Raw genomic sequence first — 17,698 nt, forward strand, 5'->3', positions numbered from 1 at the left:
TGCCCAGTCACCGAGCCTTGACATCAGCAGGCCTGAAACGTATGTTTCAAACAACTGTTTGTCAGGCGGAGTAGTCATGGCCCAATCGGAAACCGTTGAACGCATCCTCGATGCGGCGGAGCAGCTGTTCGCGGAGCGCGGGTTCGCGGAAACCTCATTGCGGCTGATCACCAGCAAGGCGGGGGTCAACCTGGCGGCGGTGAACTATCACTTCGGTTCGAAGAAGGCCCTGATCCAGGCGGTATTCTCGCGTTTCCTCGGGCCGTTCTGCGCCAGCCTCGAACGTGAGCTGGAGCGCCACCAGGCGCGCCCCGAGCACAAGGCTTCGCTTGAAGAACTGCTGGAGATGCTGGTCGAGCAGGCCCTTGCGGTCCAGCCGCGCAGCAACAACGACCTGTCCATCTTCATGCGCCTGCTGGGCCTGGCTTTCAGCCAGAGCCAGGGTCACCTGCGGCGCTACCTGGAAGACATGTACGGCAAGGTATTCCGCCGCTACATGCTGCTGGTCAACGAGGCCGCCCCGCGCATTCCTCCGCTGGAGCTGTTCTGGCGTGTGCATTTCATGCTGGGGGCCGCGGCGTTCAGCATGTCCGGGATCAAGGCCCTGCGTGCCATCGCCGAGACCGACTTCGGCATCAATACCTCGATCGAGCAGGTGATGCGCCTGATGGTGCCGTTCCTGGCAGCCGGCATGCGCGCTGACACGGGCGTCACCGACGAGGCCATGGCTGCCGCGCAGCTGCGTCCACGCAGCAAAGCCAGCGCCCCGGCCAAGGCCTGACACACTGGGCGGAGCAGGGCGCTTCAGATAAGCTAGCGCCATGCCCGACCTCGATTTCCTGCACATTTCCCTCGCTGATCAATGCCTCTATGGCTTCGCCCATGGCGTGCTGCTGTTGCGCCTGCCGATCTCCACGGCGCGTAATGGCGCGGGGGAGCGCAAAGGCTCCGGGTGCACGCCTCGTGGCCTGCATCAGGTGCGCGCCAGGATCGGTAGCGGCCTGCCACAGGGCGCAGTGCTCAGCAGCCGGCGCTGGACCGGTGAGGTCTGGTCGCCGGCGCTGCAAGCGCAGTTTCCCGATCGTGACTGGATCCTCACGCGCATCCTCTGGCTCAGTGGCTGCGAACCGGGGTACAACCGGCTGGGTCCGGTCGATACCTTCCAGCGTTACATCTATCTGCATGGCACGCCCGACACTGAACCTATGGGCATTGCGCTGTCCCATGGCTGTGTACGCCTGCGCAACGACGATTTGCTTGCCTTGTTCGATCGCGTACCCGCCCATTGCCCGGTACGGATAGACGAGGCCGCTTGCCCGCACTGGGCCTCCCTGAATCTTCAATGAAGGACTCGCTATGACCGCCAGCCTGCAAGGCTCTCTGATGGTAGATATCGCCGGCAAATGGCTGACCGCCGAGGACCGCCATCTGCTGCGCCAGCCCGAAGTGGCCGGCTTGATCATCTTCGCCCGCAATATCGACAGCCCGCGCCAGGTGCGCGAACTGTGCGCGTCGATCCGTGCCATCCGCCCCGAGCTCATCCTTGCCGTGGACCAGGAAGGCGGCCGGGTGCAGCGCCTGCGTCAAGGCTTCGTGCGCCTGCCGGCCATGCGCGCGATCGCCGACAACGACAACGCCGAGTACCTGGCCGAACAATGTGGTTGGTTGATGGCGACCGAAGTACTGGCGGTTGGCCTGGACCTGAGCTTCGCGCCGGTGCTCGACCTCGACCACCAGCGCAGCGCCGTAGTGGGCAGCCGGGCCTTTGAAGGTAACCCCGAGCGTGCCACGCAATTGGCCGGGGCCTTCATCCGTGGCATGAATGCCGCCGGCATGGCTGCCTGCGGCAAGCACTTCCCCGGGCACGGCTGGGCCGAGGCCGACTCCCACGTTGCCATCCCGGTCGATGAGCGCAGCCTGGAGCAACTGCGCGCCGCGGACCTGGTGCCGTTCAGCCGCCTCAGCGGCCAGTTGGCGGCAGTGATGCCGGCCCACGTCATCTACCCGCAGGTCGACAACCAGCCGGCTGGCTTCTCGCGCCGCTGGTTGCAGGACATCCTGCGTGGCGAGATGGGCTTCGATGGGGTGATCTTCAGCGATGACCTGTCGATGGCTGGCGCTCACGTGGTGGGCGATGCCGCCAGCCGTATCGAAGCCGCGTTGAGCGCCGGTTGCGACATGGGCCTGGTGTGCAATGACCGGGCGGCAGCGGAGCTGGCTCTGAGCGCAGCGCAGCGCATGAAGGTCAAGCCGTCGCCGCGCATCGCGCGGATGCGCGGGCAGGGCTTCGCGTGCACCGATTACCGCCAGCAGCCGCGTTGGCTGGAGGCGCTGGGTGCGTTGAAAGAGGCGCAGTTGGTCGACTGACCTTACCGGCCTCTTCGCGGGTGAACCCGCTCCCACAGGTAAAGTGCCTAGTTCAAGGGTTGTGGGAGCGGGTTTACCCGCGAAGAGGCCGGCACTGACTTACCCGGTTCAACGGCCGCGCTTGCCTGGCAGCGGTGCAAACAGCGCGTCAATCTCCTCATCCCCCAACCGCCACTGCCCGGCCTGGCCACCATCGAGCAGCCCGGCCGCCAGCGCCGCCTTCTCCTGCTGCAGTTGCTGGATCTTCTCTTCAACCGTGCCCCGAGTGATCAGCTTGAACACGAACACCGGCTTGTCCTGGCCGATGCGATAGGCGCGGTCGGTGGCCTGGTTTTCGCTGGCCGGGTTCCACCACGGGTCGTAGTGGATCACGGTATCGGCTGCGGTCAGGTTCAGGCCGGTGCCGCCGGCCTTGAGGCTGATCAGGAACACCTCGCTGTCGCCGTTCTGGAACTGCTGCACCGGGGCGCGGCGATCACGGGTGTCGCCGGTCAGCAGGCTGTAGCGGATGCCGCGCTTCTCCAGCTCGAACTCGATCAGCGCCAGCATCGAGGTGAACTGCGAGAACAGCAGGACCTTGCGCCCCTCACTGAGCAACTCCTCGAGCATCTCCAGCAGGCTGCCCAGCTTGCCCTTGTCGGCAAAGTTGCCCTTGCTTTCGGTGCCCTGGACCAGGCGCAAGTCGCAGCACACCTGGCGCAGCTTGAGCAGGGCGTCGAGGATGATGATCTGGCTACGCGCCGCGCCGTTGCGGGCGATCTCGTCGCGGACCTTCTTGTCCATCGCCACCCTGACCGCCTCGTAGGTGTCGCGCTGGGCGTCACTGAGCTCGACCCAGTGGATCATCTCGGTCTTGGCCGGCAGCTCGGTGGCCACTTGTTCCTTGGTGCGGCGCAGCAGGAACGGGCGGATGCGGCTGGCCAGGTGGGCCATGCGCTCGGTGTCGCCGTGGCGTTCGATCGGGGTGCGGTAGTCCTGGGTAAAGCGCTTGCTGTCGCCCAGCCAGCCGGGCATCAGGAAATGGAACAGCGACCACAGCTCACCCAGGTTGTTTTCCATGGGCGTGCCGGTGAGGCACAGCCGCTGGGTGGCCTGCAACTCGCGTACGGCCTGGGCCGCCTTGCTGGTGCTGCTCTTGATGTTCTGCGCCTCGTCCAGCACCAGCAGGTGCCAGGGTTGTGGCTTGAGGTGCTCAAGGTCGCGGGGCACCAGCGCGTAGGTGGTCAGCACCAGGTCGTAGTCGCCCAGTGTGGGGAAATGCTTGTTGCGGCCTGGGCCGTGCAGGGCCAGCACACGCAGCTCGGGGGCGAAGCGCTTGGCTTCATCGAGCCAGTTGGGCACCAGGCTGGTGGGCATCACCGCCAGGGCTGGATGGGTCAGGCGCCCGGCCTCTTTCTCCAGCAGCAGGTGGGCAAGCGTCTGCAGGGTTTTGCCCAGGCCCATGTCGTCACCGAGAATGGCGCCGGTGCCCATCTCGCGTTGGGCCTGCAGCCAGTTCAGGCCTTGCTGTTGATAGGGGCGCAGGGTTGCATTGAGGCCTTTGGGGGCTTGCACCTGCAGGTCGCGGGCGTCGCGCAGGCGCCGGCCCAGGTCGCGCACCTGGGCGCCACCTTCCCACAGCAGGGGCAGGTGTTCGATGTCGTTCAGGCGCGCTGCGTCAGCGCGCTCCAGGCGCAGGCTCGGGCCGACGGCGTCTTCGTGCAGGTACAGCTCGCCGAGGGTGCCCATCACCGCCTTGATGCGCCCGTAGGGCAGGGCGACGCGCAGGGCAGGGCTGTCGTGGCGGGCGCGGTTGAGGTCGATCAGCAGGTGTTCGTCGTCGCTGCGCCGTGCCAGCTCGCTGGCGCGCAGCAGTTCCGGGCTGCTGCGCAGCAACTGCAGGACGATGGGTAGCAGGCTGTGGCGCTGTCCCTCGACCACGATACCCAGTTCCAGATCGAACCATTCGTGGCCCGGCGCTTCGTCGATGGTGGCGTACCAGTCGTCGACCTCATGCAGGTTGAAGGCGAAGTCGCGGTGCACATCCACTGCCCAGCCGGCTTCGCGCAGGCGCGGCAGGCCCTCGCGGGCAAAACGCAGCCAGGCTTCGTCATCGGCCAGCTGATACATCTCGCCGGCGCTGTCGGGCAGCGCTTTGCTCTGGCGGGTGGCGGGTTTGAAGCCGGCATCGCGCAACGTATTGCGCAGCGCCTGCTCGGCCTGGGGCTGGCGGCGGATGCGCTGGCTGGTGCTCTCGACCAGGCGGGTCAGCGGCTTGCTGTCGTTGCCACTGGTGCGCAGGCCGTCGTAATCGAACGAGAGCGCTGCGCGGTGTTGCATCTGCCGCTGCATGCGCCCGGTCTTCGGTGTGTAGGCGCTGTATTCGAGGCTGCCGAGGGTCAGGCGCGCGGTGGGCTGGATGTCCTCGATCTGCTCGCTGCGCACCGTCGTGGGCGTCGGTACCTGGCGGTTCAGGGCGTTCAGGCGGTGGCTCAACGGCACGATCAGGTGTTCCGGGACCGTGGGCGCGCTGGCCAGCTGGCTGGCGATGAACGGGTCGAGATCATGCAGCAGTTTGCCGCTCTGTCCCGTTTGCGGGTCTACGTAGTAGAGCGGTTCGAGTGGCAATGCCAGCCAGTGCGCCTTGTCTTCATGGTGCCAGGCGCCGCGGTAGCTGCCATTGTCCAGCCGCACCCAGCGAAAATCGGCATGCAGGTCGGGCCCTGGGGCGAGCGGGGTCTGCTGTTCGCTGTACAGCAGTCGGCCCGTTGCCAGCGCGTACTCGTAAAGGTCCGCACCTTTCTTGCCTTCCAGGCGAGCAATGGGCAGGGCGTAATCCTTGCTCATGGCGTCGATCAGGCGCAGTGTGCGCAGGTCTTCGTCAGTCACATAGCGCGGTGTGTAATAGATCAGCTCCGGCATCGAGCCGGGGCGTGTCAGTTTCAAGCTGCCGTCGGCCTGGCGCGTGCCCTTGAACACGCTGAGCATGCAGCGGCCGTGATCGATACCCAGCAGGTAGTACAGCGAAGGGCCCTTGCGCCTGGCTGGCTCGCTGGCTGGCGCCACCGGTACCTCGAGTGCCTCCACCCAGTGCGCAAGCTCGGGCGGCAAGTCCAGGGACTGCGCCGCGGCTGGCGAGCGGGTGGCCGGGAGCTGTTGATCACCTTCGACATGGTCGGCACCGCGCTCAAGGACGAACAGGGCAGCTGCACAGTGCTTGCAGTTATGGCCTACCGGGCATGAACAGGTGCCGTCACAGGTCAGGCCGTCCTCGGTCATGTCCAGCGTGATCCGCTGGTAATAGACGCGGCCAGCGGAACCATGGCATTCGGCGCGGATGGTCGTGCCGAGGATCGACACGATCTCGCTTCTGCCCTCTTCGGCATACTTCAGGCCGCGCTGCAGTGCCCCGCGGTCGAACGCGAACGTCCAGCCGTCGTGATTACGGACGAGGAACTGCGCATCGCTTTCGCTCACCTCACTGCTCCATCATCTCCGGGTCCGGCAGCGGCATCTTGCGCATGCCGGCAGGCGACACCTTGATCAGCACGGCCAGATGACCGCCGTCGAGGAAGGTCAGCTGGCCAGCCTTCATGTTGCTGTTGCTCTGCTTGAGCTGTTCGCTCTGCAGCACGCTGCCATTGCTGTCGAGCTGGTTGACCCAGAAGTTGGCGTCAACGGCGATGAAACGATCTTCCTTGATGCTCAGGTTGCCTTCGATGGGGAAGTGGCCGAACTGTTCGTTGCCGGCGCTCAGGGCGATGGCCTCGCCGTCCTGCTGCCAGGCTTTGTGCAGCAGCACGGTGTAGTCGGCGGTGGCCTGCAGGCGGGTGATTTCGTCACCCAGCCCGGCCGGGCGCTCGGCGCCTTTTTCCAGGCGTGGCGCGCCGGCGCTCCAGTCTTCCGGGGCGAACGGGCTGGTGATCGCCGGCACGGCGTTCTGCCGCACCAGGATCATTTCCACCTGATAGGGGCCTGCGGCGAAGGCGGTCGGGGCGAACAACGCCAGCAGCAGGGTCAGGGAACGAATGGCACGCATGGAGCTTCCTTAGTTTGGCTGTGGGGTCAGGCGCTCGAACAGCGCCTCCAGTGTATTGAAGCGTTCTTCGGGGCGTTCCATCGGCACCATGAAGCGGAACTGGGTTGCACCTTCGAACTTGTAGCGTTTGGGCTGGCCCTGGATCAGTTTGATCAGGGTCAGCGGGTCGACCGGGGTTTGCGCCTCGAACTCGAGCTTGCCGCCATTGGGGCCGGCATCGACTTTCTTGATGCCGAGCTTTTCCGCCTGCAGCTTGAGCAGGGTCAGGCGCATCAGGTTCTTGCTCGGCTCGGGCAGCAGGCCGAAGCGGTCGATCATCTCGACCTGCAGGTCCTTGAGGCCTTCCTCGTCCGCCGCTGATGCAATGCGTTTGTAAAGGATCAGGCGCGCATGTACATCCGGCAGGTAGTCCTCGGGGATCAACGCCGGCAGGCGCAGGTTGATCTCCGGGCCGCCGCCAAGCGGTTGCTCGAGGTTCGGCTGGTTGCCCTTGCGGATGGCCTTGACCGCGCGCTCGAGCATTTCCATGTACAGAGTGAAACCGACCGCCTGGATCTGCCCGCTCTGGCCGTCGCCCAGCAGCTCGCCGGCGCCGCGGATCTCCAGGTCGTTGGTGGCTAGGACGAAGCCGGCACCCAGGTCCTGGGTGTTGGCGATGGCTTCCAGGCGTTTTTCGGCATCGGCGCTGATCTGCTGGCGCGGCGGCGTCAGCAGATAGGCGTAGGCCTGGTGGTGGCTGCGGCCAACCCGGCCGCGCAGCTGGTGCAACTGCGCCAGGCCGAACTTGTCGGCGCGCTCGATGACGATGGTGTTGGCACTGGGCACGTCGATGCCGGTCTCGATGATGGTCGAGGCGATCAGTACGTTGAAACGCTTGTGGTAGAAGTCGCTCATCACCTGTTCGAGTTCGCGCTCGCGCATCTGCCCGTGGCCGATGCCGATGCGTGCCTCCGGGACCAGCTCGGCCAGCTCCGCGGCGCACTTCTCGATGGTCTTCACGTCGTTGTGCAGGTAGTACACCTGGCCGCCACGCAGCAGTTCACGCAGCAGCGCTTCCTTGACCGTGCTCTTGTTCTGCTCCATGACGAAGGTGCGCACCGACAGGCGTCGCGCCGGCGGGGTGGCGATGATCGACAGGTCGCGCATGCCCGACACCGCCATGTTCAGCGTGCGCGGGATCGGCGTGGCGGTGAGGGTGAGAATGTCCACCTCGCTGCGCAGGGCCTTGAGCTGTTCCTTCTGGCGCACGCCGAAACGGTGTTCCTCGTCGATGATGGCCAGGCCCAGGTCCTTGAAGCGCACATCGTCCTGCAGCAGCTTGTGGGTGCCGATGAGGATGTCGATCTTGCCTTCGGCGAGCTCCGCGGCAGCGGCGCTGACCTCCTTGGCCGACTTGAAGCGGCTCATCACCTCGACCGTTACCGGCCAGTCGGCGAAGCGGTCGCGGAAGCTGTTGTAGTGCTGCTGGGCGAGCAGGGTGGTCGGCACCAGCACCGCCACCTGGCGGCCGCTGTGCACGGCGATGAACGCCGCGCGCATGGCCACCTCGGTCTTGCCGAAGCCGACATCGCCGCATACCAGGCGGTCCATGGGTTTGGCGGCGAGCATGTCCTCGCGCACGGCCTCGATGGCGTTCTGCTGGTCGGGAGTTTCCTCGAACGGGAAGCCGGCGCTGAAGGTGGCGTAGTCGGCGGCCGGGTCGGCGAATGCGTAGCCTTTGCGCGCGGCGCGGCGGGCATAGATGTCGAGCAGTTCGGCGGCGACGTCGCGCACCTGCTCGGCGGCCTTGCGCTTGGCCTTCTGCCAGGCTTCCGAACCCAGCCGGTGCAGCGGCGCCAGGGCATCGTCGCTACCGGTGTAGCGGGCGATCAGGTGCAGGTTGGCCACCGGCACGTAGAGCTTGGCGCCTTCGGCGTATTCAAGGGTGAGGAACTCGGCGGCCTGGCTGTCGATTTCCAGCGTGGCCAGGCCCAGGTAGCGGCCCACGCCATGGTCGATGTGCACCACCGGCGCGCCTTCGCGCAGCTCGGTAAGGTTCTTGATCACCGCGTCGTTGGCCGCCTCGCCGCGTTTGTCGCGGCGCCGGCGCTGCATCACGCGCTGGCCGAACAAGGGGCTCTCGGCCACCAGGGCAATGGCCGGGTCGTCCAGCAGCAAGCCGTCGTCGAGCGGGGCGATGGTGATTGCCAGGCGTTCGCTGCCGGTGATGAAGTCGGCCCAGCCCTCGACGGTCTGCGGGCGCAGCTTCAGGCGTTCGAGCAGTTCCAGCAGCACTTCGCGCCGGCCGGCGGACTCGGCGGTGAACAGCACGCGGCCCGGGAACTGCTCGAGGAAGTTCGACAGCGCCGCCAGCGGCTGGTTGGCCTTGGCCTCGATGGCCAGGTTGGGCAGCGCGCGCGCCGGGAAGCGCTCACGACCGGCGCCGGGCTCGAGGTCATCGGTGCTGACCACCACCCGGGGCCACTGCTTGAGCTTGGCGAAGCAGTCCTCGACCGGCATGAACAGCTCGGCCGGCGGCAGCAGTGGGCGGCTGAGGTCGCCGCGGCGCTCTTCGTAGCGCCCGCGCACGTCGTTCCAGAAGTGCTCGGCAGCCTGCTCCACGCCCGGCAGGGAGAACACCTGAGTGTCCGCCGGCAGGTAGTCGAACAGGGTCGAGGTTTCTTCGAAGAACAGCGGCAGGTAGTACTCGATGCCGGCCGGGATGATGCCGCTGGTCAGGTCCTGGAAGATCGCGCTGCGTCGGAAGTCCACATCGAAGCGCTCACGGAAGCGGGCCTTGAAGCGGGTCACCTCGTCCTTGTGCATGGGGAATTCGCGGGCCGGCAGCAGGCGCACCGAGTCGACCTTGTCGATCGAGCGCTGGGTCTCCGGGTCGAAGGTGCGCAGCGTCTCGATCTCGTCGTCGAACAGGTCGATCCGGTACGGCTGTTTGCTGCCCATGGGGAACAGGTCGATCAGCGCCCCGCGCACGGCGAACTCGCCATGCTCGTAAACCGTGTCGACGCAGCGGTAGCCGCTGGCCTCGAGGCGCGTGCGCATCTGCTCGACGTCGATCTTCTGGCCCACGTCCAGCACCAGGCTGCTGCCCAGCAAGAAGCGGGTGGGGGCCAGGCGGTGCAGGGCGGTGGTCACGGGCACCACCAGGATGCCGTGGTCCAGCTCCGGCAGCCGGTACAGGCTGGCGATGCGCTGCGAGATGATGTCCTGGTGCGGCGAGAACAGGTCGTAGGGCAGCGTTTCCCAGTCGGGGAAGGGCAGTACCGGCAGGTCCGGGGCAAAGAAGCGCAGCTCCTGCTCCAGGCGATCGGCGGCCTGGCTGTCGGCGGTCAGCAGCAAGGTGAAGCGGCCGGCACTGCTGGCGGCTTCGGCGATGGCCAGGCTCAAGGCGGCACCGGGCAGGTTGCCCCAGGTGTGTTTGCCGGCCGTGGCCGACATTTGCGGTAGGCGCAGAACTGACACGGGAGATCGGACTCCAAGCGTTGCGGCAAAGAGGTCGATTGTACCGGTGAGCGGGCGCGCTGTCAGGCTCGAAAGGGCGTGGCGACGGGGCTTGTGGCCGGCGACAGGCGCTCATTGCCCGATACGCCGCGGGGCGTCATAATGTAGCCCCTTTTTTGTTCCCCTACATGTGGAAGGTTACCGTGACTCAGAAGCCCGACCAGTGTCTTGGTGAGTGGATCGATCGTGAAGCCCTGGCTGAAGCGATGATCCCGCTTATCGGTCAGCTCTACCGCAACAACAATGTGGTGAGCTCGATCTATGGCCGCAGCCTGATCAACCGTTCGGTTATCTCGATTCTCAAGGCCCACCGCTTTGCGCGTCACCGTCAGACCGACGAAACCGAACTGTCCGTCCACGAGACATTCCCCCTGCTCAAGGCCATGAGCGAGCTGAAACTGGGCGCCGCTTCGGTTGACCTGGGCAAGCTGGCCAACAAGTTCAAGCAGGAAGGCAATGGCCGCACCGCCGAGCAGTTCGTGCGTGAAGAACTGGCCGATGTGGTTGGTCAGCAGAACGCCTCCGCACGCAAGGGTACCGACGTCGTGCTGTACGGCTTCGGCCGCATCGGCCGCCTGCTGGCGCGCATCCTGATCGAGAAGACCGGTGGCGGCGACGGCCTGCGCCTGCGCGCCATCGTCGTGCGCAAGGGCGCCGAAAACGACTTGGTCAAGCGCGCCAGCCTGCTGCGTCGTGACTCGGTGCACGGCCCGTTCGATGGCACCATCACCATCGACGAAGCCAACAACACCATCACCGCCAACGGCAACCTGATCCAGGTGATCTACGCCAAGAGCCCGAGCGAAGTCGACTACACCCAGTACGGCATCAAGGATGCGCTGATCGTCGACAACACCGGCGTATGGCGTGACGCCGACGGCCTGGGCCAGCACCTGGCCTGCCCGGGCGCTGCCCGCGTGATCCTCACCGCGCCGGGCAAGGGCGCGCTGAAGAACATCGTGCACGGCATCAACCATGGCGACATCAGCGCCGATGACAAGATCATCTCCGCTGCTTCCTGCACCACCAACGCCATCGTGCCGGTGCTCAAGGCCATCAACGACCAGTACGGCATCGTCAACGGCCACGTCGAAACCGTTCACTCGTTCACCAACGACCAGAACCTGATCGACAACTTCCACAAGGGCAGCCGTCGTGGCCGTGCCGCGCCGCTGAACATGGTCATCACCGAGACCGGTGCCGCCACCGCTGCCGCCAAGGCACTGCCAGTGCTCAAGGGCAAGCTGACCGGCAACGCGATCCGCGTGCCGACGCCGAACGTGTCGATGGCCATCCTCAACCTGAACCTTGAGAAGGCCACCAACCGCGAGGAACTCAACGAGTACCTGCGCCAGACCGCCATGCACTCCGAGCTGCACAAGCAGATCGACTACGTGAGCTCGCAGGAAGTGGTTTCCACCGACTTCGTCGGTTCGCGCCACGCCGGTGTGGTCGACGCTGAAGCGACCATCTGCAGCGACAACCGCGTTGTCCTGTACGTCTGGTACGACAACGAGTTCGGCTACAGCTGCCAGGTGGTTCGTGTGATGGAAGACATGGCCGGTGTGAACCCGCCAGCGTTTCCACGCTGATCCGCTTGTAATGCGTTGAGAAAACGGGAACCTTCGGGTTCCCGTTTTTTTTCGCCAAGTATTGTGTCGTCCATGCGGGCCTCTTCGCGGGTAAACCCGCTCCCACAGGGATGCCGTAAGGCTGAAGTGACGGCAAACCTGTGGGAGCGGGTTTACCCGCGAAGAGGCCGGTGCACCCCGTCGAGAATTTGAATTTGCGCGCAGCACTCTTGTCCATCCTGATGCTCCTGACTGGCTGCGAACAGGGCCCTACCCTCGAACGCTTCGGCGGCCCGACCATGGGCAGCAGCTACAGCATCCAGTACGTTCGCCAGACCGGCGGCCCGGCGCCGGAGCAGGTGCGGGCGGCCGTCGAAAGCATCCTGCAGGCCATCGACGCGCATTACTCCACCTACCGTGGCGACTCCAGCGTCAGCCGCTTCAACCAGCTGCCGGCCAATCAGTGCCTGCCCGTCGATGCCGACATGCTCGAACTGGTCACCTTCGGCCAGCACCTGGCCGAGCAGAGCCAGGGCGCCTTCGACCTCACCGTCGAGCCGCTGCTGGACCTCTGGGGCTTTGGCCCGCAGGCCCGCGCGCTGCACGTGCCGGATGCGCAGGCGCAGGCCCTGGCCCGCCAGCGGGTTGGCTACCGCCACTTGCGCATCGAGGGCGAAAACCTGTGCAAGGACGCGCCGATCGAGCTGGACTTCAACAGCATCGCCGCCGGCCATGCGGTCGACCTGATCGCTGCGCACCTGCAAAAAATGGGCATCGACAGTTTCCTCGCCGAGGCCACCGGCGAGCTCAAGGCCGTGGGCCGCAAGCCCGATGGCAGCCCCTGGCGGGTGGCCTTGGAGCTGCCCCGCGAAGATCGCCAGGTCGCCCGCCAGGTCATTGCCGTGCAAGGGCTGGCGGTGTCGACCTCGGGTGACTATCGGCACTATTTCGAGGACAATGGCCGGCGCTATTCGCACACCTTCGATGCCCGCCTCGGGCGCCCGGTCGAACATGACCTGGCGTCGGTGACCGTGCTCGACGCTTCGGCCTTGCTGGCCGACGGCTACTCGACCCTGCTGTTGATCCTCGGGCCGCAGCAGGGCTGGGACTTCGCCATTGCCCACGGTATCGCGGCGGTGTTGGTGACTCGGGCCGAAGGTGGTTTCGTCTCCCGTTCCACCCCGGCGTTCGAGCGGGCGCTGAAAGGCGAGTGAAAGGCAAGCCACGGATGATCGCCACCATGGATTCGGTGAAACCACATGTAGTGCAGGCAAAAGTGGCCTACGACGCGACCAAGGGTTAATGTGCGCGGCGTTCACGCTTGATTAGACTGCACCCGAATTTTCTCATGGCGCCCCGGCGACATGATCGCGCCCCGCGGCCAACCGGCCGGCGGGCCAGTTCTGAAGGAGTACGCATGGCTGTCTACAACTACGACGTAGTGGTGCTGGGTTCCGGCCCGGCCGGAGAAGGCGCGGCAATGAACGCCGCCAAAGCAGGGCGCAAGGTGGCCATGGTCGACAGCCGTCGCCAGGTCGGCGGCAACTGCACCCACCTGGGCACCATCCCGTCCAAGGCGCTGCGTCACTCCGTGCGGCAGATCATGCAGTTCAACACCAACCCGATGTTCCGCGCCATCGGCGAACCGCGCTGGTTCTCGTTCCCCGACGTGCTCAAGAGCGCCGAGAAGGTGATCAGCAAGCAGGTCGCCTCGCGTACCGGCTACTACGCCCGTAACCGCGTCGACGTGTTCACCGGCACTGGCAGCTTCGCCGACGAGCAGACCGTCGAAGTGGTCTGCCCCAACGGTGTGGTCGAGAAGCTCAACGCCAAGCAGATCATCATCGCCACCGGCTCGCGCCCGTACCGCCCGGCCGACATCGACTTCCACCACCCGCGCGTCTACGACAGCGACACCATCCTCAGCCTCAGCCACACCCCGCGCAAGCTGATCGTCTATGGCGCCGGGGTGATCGGTTGCGAATACGCCTCGATCTTCAGCGGCCTGGGCGTGCTGGTGGAGCTGGTCGACAACCGCGGCCAGCTGCTGAGCTTCCTCGACTCGGAAATCTCCCAGGCGCTGAGCTACCACTTCAGCAACAACAACATCACCGTACGCCACAACGAGGAGTACGACCGGGTTGAAGGGCTGGACAACGGGGTGATCCTGCACCTGAAATCGGGCAAGAAGATCAAGGCCGACGCCTTGCTGTGGTGCAACGGCCGTACCGGCAACACCGACAAGTTGGGCCTGGAGAACATCGGTATCAAGGTCAACAGCCGTGGCCAGATCGAAGTCGACAAGAGCTACCGCACCAGCGTGCCGAACATCTACGGCGCCGGCGACGTGATCGGTTGGCCGAGCCTGGCCAGTGCCGCCCACGACCAGGGCCGCTCCGCCGCTGGCAGCATCGTCGACAACGGCAGCTGGCGCTTCGTCGATGACGTGCCCACCGGCATCTACACCATTCCGGAGATCAGCTCGATCGGCAAGAACGAGCAGGAGCTGACCCAGGCCAAGGTGCCGTACGAAGTGGGCAAGGCCTTCTTCAAGAGCATGGCCCGCGCGCAGATCGCCGGTGAGCCGCAAGGCATGCTGAAGATCCTGTTCCACCGCGAAACCCTGGAAATCCTCGGCGTGCACTGCTTCGGTTACCAGGCCTCGGAGATCGTCCACATCGGCCAGGCGATCATGAACCAGCCGGGTGAGCAGAACAATCTGAAGTACTTCGTCAACACCACCTTCAACTACCCGACCATGGCCGAAGCCTATCGGGTAGCTGCCTACGACGGTCTGAACCGGCTTTTTTGAGCGGCTCCGGCCGGTGGCCTGAGCCGGTCGGGGAGACCGATTTCAGCCCTACCCGAGGGTGGTCTTGGCCAAACCGGGAAAGTCTGTAATCAGGCTGTCCACGCCAAAATCAGCGAGCCGGCGCATCAGTGCCGGTTCGTTGACCGTCCACACCGACACGTGCAAACCCTGGCGCTGTGCCTTGATCAGGCGCTCGGGGGTGCACAGCGTCCAGTTCAACGCCAGCATCTCGCAACCGTAGTTCTGCGCGACCTTCAGTGGGTCGAGCCAGGCGTATTCGGCCACCAGGCCGCGCTTCACGTCGGGCACCAGTTCCTGGGCGGCGCCCAGCACTTCTCGTGAGCTCGAGGTGATGGTGACCTTGTCCAGCAGGCCGTACTGCTGGGCCAGTTCGCGAATCGCCAGCACGGTGGTGGCGGCGCGGGTGCGCGAGGCGCTTTTCACTTCCAGTTGCCAATGCTCGAACGGGCATTTCTCGAACAGCTCTTCCAGGCGAGGGATGGTGCAAGGCTGCACATGGCCCGGGCCGCCCTGGCGCGCGTCGTAGGTGACCAGGGCGGCAGCCGGGTGCTCGACCACCTTGCCACGCCGGCCAGTGGTGCGCTTGAGGGTAGAGTCGTGGATCACCATCAGTTCGTTGTCGGCCGACAGGTGCAGGTCGAGTTCACAGCGGTTCACGCCGTGGGACAGGCATTGGCGGAAGCTGGTCAGGGTGTTCTCGGGGGCTTCGCCCTTGGCGCCGCGATGGCCATAGATCAGGGTCACGTTCGTTCCTTCAAATCAGAGAAAAAATGGCTCAGGAGGCGGGGTTGTTCTGTTCCAGTGCCTGGCGCCGCTGCTGTTGCTGGCGCTGCAGGATGTAGCGCGCCAGCAGCTGGCGCTGGGCGTCGGTCATGTCGATGAACTCGGTGCCCACCTCGAAGCTGCCATCGGGGCGCGGGTCGCAATGGGTGACGCGGCCACGCAGCAGCAAACCATGGGCGCGGGGCATCAGCACCATCTTCACTTTCACCCGGGTGCCGGCGCTGATCTGTTGCCGCTGGGCGAACTCGATGCCGCCTTCGGAGATGATCACCGGCTGCGGTTGGCCGACTTCGCCGAGCAGGGTTTGCGCGACTACGGCGCTGAGCAGGTCGAGGCGTTTGTTCTGGGCGCGCAGGAAGGCGGCGAGGGTACGGTCCTTCTCACTCAGCTGACGCAGCAGGTGTTGCGACTCGAAGTCGGACAAGTGCAGTTCGCTGAGCAGGTTGAACAGCTCGGAATCATCCTGCAACAGTTCTGTCTCAAGGGCTTCGGCCGCGCTTAAGGGGCTGATTTGAAGTGCGATCCGATCTTCGATGCGGTAGTATTCGCGGCGATCTTCTTCGTCTAATGTCGTCATGGCGAACCCAAGGTTACGGCGGTGGTCCGAGTGTAAAGCCGCCGTAGGCGCATCGCCACAAGGACGTTCCCTTTCATCCGAACAAGCCCCGACATGTTCAGACCTCTTTTCGTATTCATTGGTACGCGTTACACCCGTGCCAAACGTCGCAATCACTTTGTCTCGTTCATTTCACTCACTTCGATGATCGGCCTCGCCCTGGGCGTGGTGGTGATGATCGTGGTGCTGTCGGTCATGAACGGCTTCGATCACGAGATGCGTACCCGCGTGTTGGGGATGATCCCCCATGCCACGCTGGAGACCGGCCAGCCGATCGACGACTGGCAGGGCCTTGCCTCCAAAGTAAAGCAGAATCCGCAGGTGTTGGCGGTTGCGCCTTTCACCCAGATGCAGGGCCTGCTCACGCACGAAGGCAAGGTGCAGAAAGTGCTGCTCAATGGCGTGGAGCCGGCGCGCGAGCGTGACGTGTCGATCATCGACAAGTTCGTGCTCGATGGCAGCCTCGACAAGTTGGCGCCGGGCGAGTGGGGCATCATGATCGGCGACAAGGCCGCGCAGAAGCTCGGCGTCGGCATCGGCGACAAGCTGACCTTCGTCGCCCCCGAAGTCAGCGTCACGCCGGCGGGCATGTTCCCGCGCATGAAGCGCTTCACCGTGGTCGGCATCTTCCACGTCGGCGCCGGCGAGATCGACGGTTACCTCGGCCTCACCAACATTACCGACCTGTCGCGCCTGCACCGCTGGAAGCCAGACCAGGTCCAGGGCATCCGCCTCAAGTTCGACGACCTGTTCCAGGCCCCACGTGCCGCCTGGGCCATCGCCCAGCAGTTGGGCGAGCAGGAGTTCTATCCGCGTGACTGGACCCGCACCCACGGCAACCTCTACCAGGCCATCCGCATGGAAAAATCCATGATTGGCCTGTTGCTGCTGCTGATCGTGGCGGTGGCGGCGTTCAACATCATTTCCACCCTGGTGATGGTGGTCAACGACAAGCGCGGCGACATCGCCATTCTGCGTACCCTGGGCGCAACGCCGGGCCAGATCATGGCCATCTTCATGGTCCAGGGCACGGTGATCGGCGTGGTCGGCACCCTGATCGGCGCGGTCGTCGGCATCCTCGGCGCACTCAACGTCAGTGCGGCGATCGCCGGCGTCGAGACGCTGATCGGGCACAAGTTCCTCAACGCCGACGTGTACTTCATCGATTACCTGCCCTCGCAGCTCCAGGCACAAGATGTGTGGATGGTCTGCGGTGCGGCATTGGTCCTGAGTTTCTTCGCCACCCTGTACCCGGCCTGGCGTGCCTCGCGCACCCAGCCTGCAGAGGCGCTACGTTATGAGTGAGTCGCGCATGAGTGATAAAGCCGTGTTGAGTTGCCGCAACCTGGGCAAGAGCTACGACGAGGGCCCGGAGTCGGTCCAGGTGCTGTCCGGCTTGAACCTTGAGCTGCACCCTGGTGAGCGGGTGGCCATTGTCGGCAGTTCGGGCTCGGGCAAGAGTACCTTGCTCAACCTGCTGGGCGGCCTCGACACGCCAACCCAGGGCAGTGTCTGGCTGGCCGGCGAAGAGCTCTCGGCGCTCGGCGAGCGTGCCCGTGGGCTGCTGCGCAACCGCGCGCTGGGCTTCGTCTACCAGTTCCACCACCTGCTGGCGGAGTTCACCGCGCTGGAGAACGCCTGCATGCCGCTGCTGATCGGCAAGACGCCGATCGCCGAGGCCCGCGAGCGTGCTGAAGCACTGCTCAAGCGCGTCGGCCTGGGCCATCGGCTGAATCACAAGCCGGCCGAGTTGTCCGGCGGTGAGCGCCAGCGCGTGGCGATCGCCCGCGCCTTGGTCAACCGCCCGGGCCTGGTGATGCTCGACGAGCCGACCGGCAACCTCGACCACCACACCGCCCTGGGTATCCAGGAACTGATGCGTGAGCTGTCCACTCAATCGCAGACCGCGTTCCTGGTAGTGACCCACGACCTCAACCTGGCGCGCCAGATGGACCGCGTGCTGAGCCTGGAAGACGGGCGCCTGGTGGCGATCTGAATCGCCTGCGCGGGGC

The 17,698-nt window shown here is 65.1% G+C and carries 13 protein-coding genes; 8 read left to right on the forward strand and 5 right to left on the reverse strand.

The features are described from left to right. Positions 1-76: 76 nt before the first annotated feature. The 3 genes from EJA05_RS09120 to nagZ are packed head-to-tail and all read left to right on the forward strand — an operon-like array spanning position 77 to position 2,367. A complete protein-coding gene (locus EJA05_RS09120) occupies positions 77-781 on the forward strand; it encodes a TetR/AcrR family transcriptional regulator (protein WP_125463372.1) in 705 nt (234 codons plus the stop codon). A 40-nt stretch (positions 782-821) separates the two neighbouring features. Next, positions 822-1,346 (forward strand): L,D-transpeptidase, encoded by a 525-nt coding sequence (locus tag EJA05_RS09125; RefSeq protein WP_125857998.1) that lies wholly within the window; start codon positions 822-824, stop codon positions 1,344-1,346. A gap of 22 nt (positions 1,347-1,368) precedes the next feature. Next, on the forward strand, positions 1,369-2,367 hold the full coding sequence (nagZ, locus tag EJA05_RS09130) for a beta-N-acetylhexosaminidase (RefSeq protein ID WP_189654564.1): 999 nt from the start codon (positions 1,369-1,371) through the stop codon (positions 2,365-2,367). 108 nt (positions 2,368-2,475) lie between these two features. Here nagZ and EJA05_RS09135 read toward each other — a convergent pair whose 3' ends face one another. Genes EJA05_RS09135 through mfd form a run of 3 tightly spaced genes read right to left on the reverse strand, consistent with a single transcriptional unit; the run spans position 2,476 to position 9,844 of the window. Next, a complete protein-coding gene (locus EJA05_RS09135; RefSeq protein WP_125857999.1) occupies positions 2,476-5,823 on the reverse strand; it encodes a DEAD/DEAH box helicase in 3,348 nt (1,115 codons plus the stop codon). A 1-nt stretch (position 5,824) separates the two neighbouring features. Further along, positions 5,825-6,385, reverse strand: coding sequence for a CsiV family protein (locus tag EJA05_RS09140; RefSeq protein ID WP_125858000.1), 561 nt, complete (start codon positions 6,383-6,385; stop codon positions 5,825-5,827). 9 nt (positions 6,386-6,394) lie between these two features. Next, on the reverse strand, positions 6,395-9,844 hold the full coding sequence (gene mfd / locus EJA05_RS09145) for a transcription-repair coupling factor (protein ID WP_110993537.1): 3,450 nt from the start codon (positions 9,842-9,844) through the stop codon (positions 6,395-6,397). A gap of 167 nt (positions 9,845-10,011) precedes the next feature. Between mfd and EJA05_RS09150 the strand changes: the two genes are divergently transcribed. From EJA05_RS09150 to sthA, 3 genes are all read left to right on the forward strand, one after another. Further along, on the forward strand, positions 10,012-11,475 hold the full coding sequence (locus EJA05_RS09150) for a glyceraldehyde-3-phosphate dehydrogenase (RefSeq protein ID WP_110993536.1): 1,464 nt from the start codon (positions 10,012-10,014) through the stop codon (positions 11,473-11,475). 194 nt (positions 11,476-11,669) lie between these two features. After that, positions 11,670-12,668 carry an FAD:protein FMN transferase gene (locus EJA05_RS09155; RefSeq protein WP_125858001.1) on the forward strand — a complete coding sequence of 333 codons (999 nt, stop codon included), beginning with the start codon at positions 11,670-11,672 and terminating at the stop codon, positions 12,666-12,668. A gap of 203 nt (positions 12,669-12,871) precedes the next feature. Continuing rightward, positions 12,872-14,266 (forward strand): Si-specific NAD(P)(+) transhydrogenase, encoded by a 1,395-nt coding sequence (gene sthA, locus EJA05_RS09160; protein WP_110993534.1) that lies wholly within the window; start codon positions 12,872-12,874, stop codon positions 14,264-14,266. Positions 14,267-14,314: 48 nt separating this feature from the next. On the opposite strand, the gene EJA05_RS09165 is transcribed toward sthA, so the two are convergent. Then, positions 14,315-15,031, reverse strand: coding sequence for a glycerophosphodiester phosphodiesterase (locus EJA05_RS09165; protein WP_125463379.1), 717 nt, complete (start codon positions 15,029-15,031; stop codon positions 14,315-14,317). 31 nt (positions 15,032-15,062) lie between these two features. Beyond that, positions 15,063-15,647, reverse strand: a complete 585-nt coding sequence (locus tag EJA05_RS09170; RefSeq protein ID WP_125858002.1) for a PilZ domain-containing protein — start codon at positions 15,645-15,647, stop codon at positions 15,063-15,065. A 93-nt stretch (positions 15,648-15,740) separates the two neighbouring features. Between EJA05_RS09170 and EJA05_RS09175 the strand changes: the two genes are divergently transcribed. Then, a complete protein-coding gene (locus EJA05_RS09175; protein ID WP_125463381.1) occupies positions 15,741-16,991 on the forward strand; it encodes a lipoprotein-releasing ABC transporter permease subunit in 1,251 nt (416 codons plus the stop codon). Positions 16,992-16,998: 7 nt separating this feature from the next. After that, positions 16,999-17,682: a lipoprotein-releasing ABC transporter ATP-binding protein LolD gene (gene lolD / locus EJA05_RS09180; protein ID WP_178125737.1), complete on the forward strand. Its 684-nt coding sequence runs from the start codon at positions 16,999-17,001 to the stop codon at positions 17,680-17,682. Positions 17,683-17,698 lie beyond the last annotated feature (16 nt).

Source organism: Pseudomonas oryziphila (assembly GCF_003940825.1).
GTDB lineage: Bacteria > Pseudomonadota > Gammaproteobacteria > Pseudomonadales > Pseudomonadaceae > Aquipseudomonas > Aquipseudomonas sichuanensis.

Coding starts and splice junctions, on each gene's coding strand:
- EJA05_RS09175 (WP_125463381.1), top strand. CDS start 15,741: ATGTTCAGACCTCTTTTCGTATTCATTGGTACGCGTTACACCCGTGCC.
- EJA05_RS09140 (WP_125858000.1), bottom strand. CDS start 6,385: ATGCGTGCCATTCGTTCCCTGACCCTGCTGCTGGCGTTGTTCGCCCCG.
- EJA05_RS09120 (WP_125463372.1), top strand. CDS start 77: ATGGCCCAATCGGAAACCGTTGAACGCATCCTCGATGCGGCGGAGCAG.
- sthA (WP_110993534.1), top strand. CDS start 12,872: ATGGCTGTCTACAACTACGACGTAGTGGTGCTGGGTTCCGGCCCGGCC.
- EJA05_RS09170 (WP_125858002.1), bottom strand. CDS start 15,647: ATGACGACATTAGACGAAGAAGATCGCCGCGAATACTACCGCATCGAA.
- lolD (WP_178125737.1), top strand. CDS start 16,999: ATGAGTGATAAAGCCGTGTTGAGTTGCCGCAACCTGGGCAAGAGCTAC.
- EJA05_RS09125 (WP_125857998.1), top strand. CDS start 822: ATGCCCGACCTCGATTTCCTGCACATTTCCCTCGCTGATCAATGCCTC.
- EJA05_RS09150 (WP_110993536.1), top strand. CDS start 10,012: ATGTGGAAGGTTACCGTGACTCAGAAGCCCGACCAGTGTCTTGGTGAG.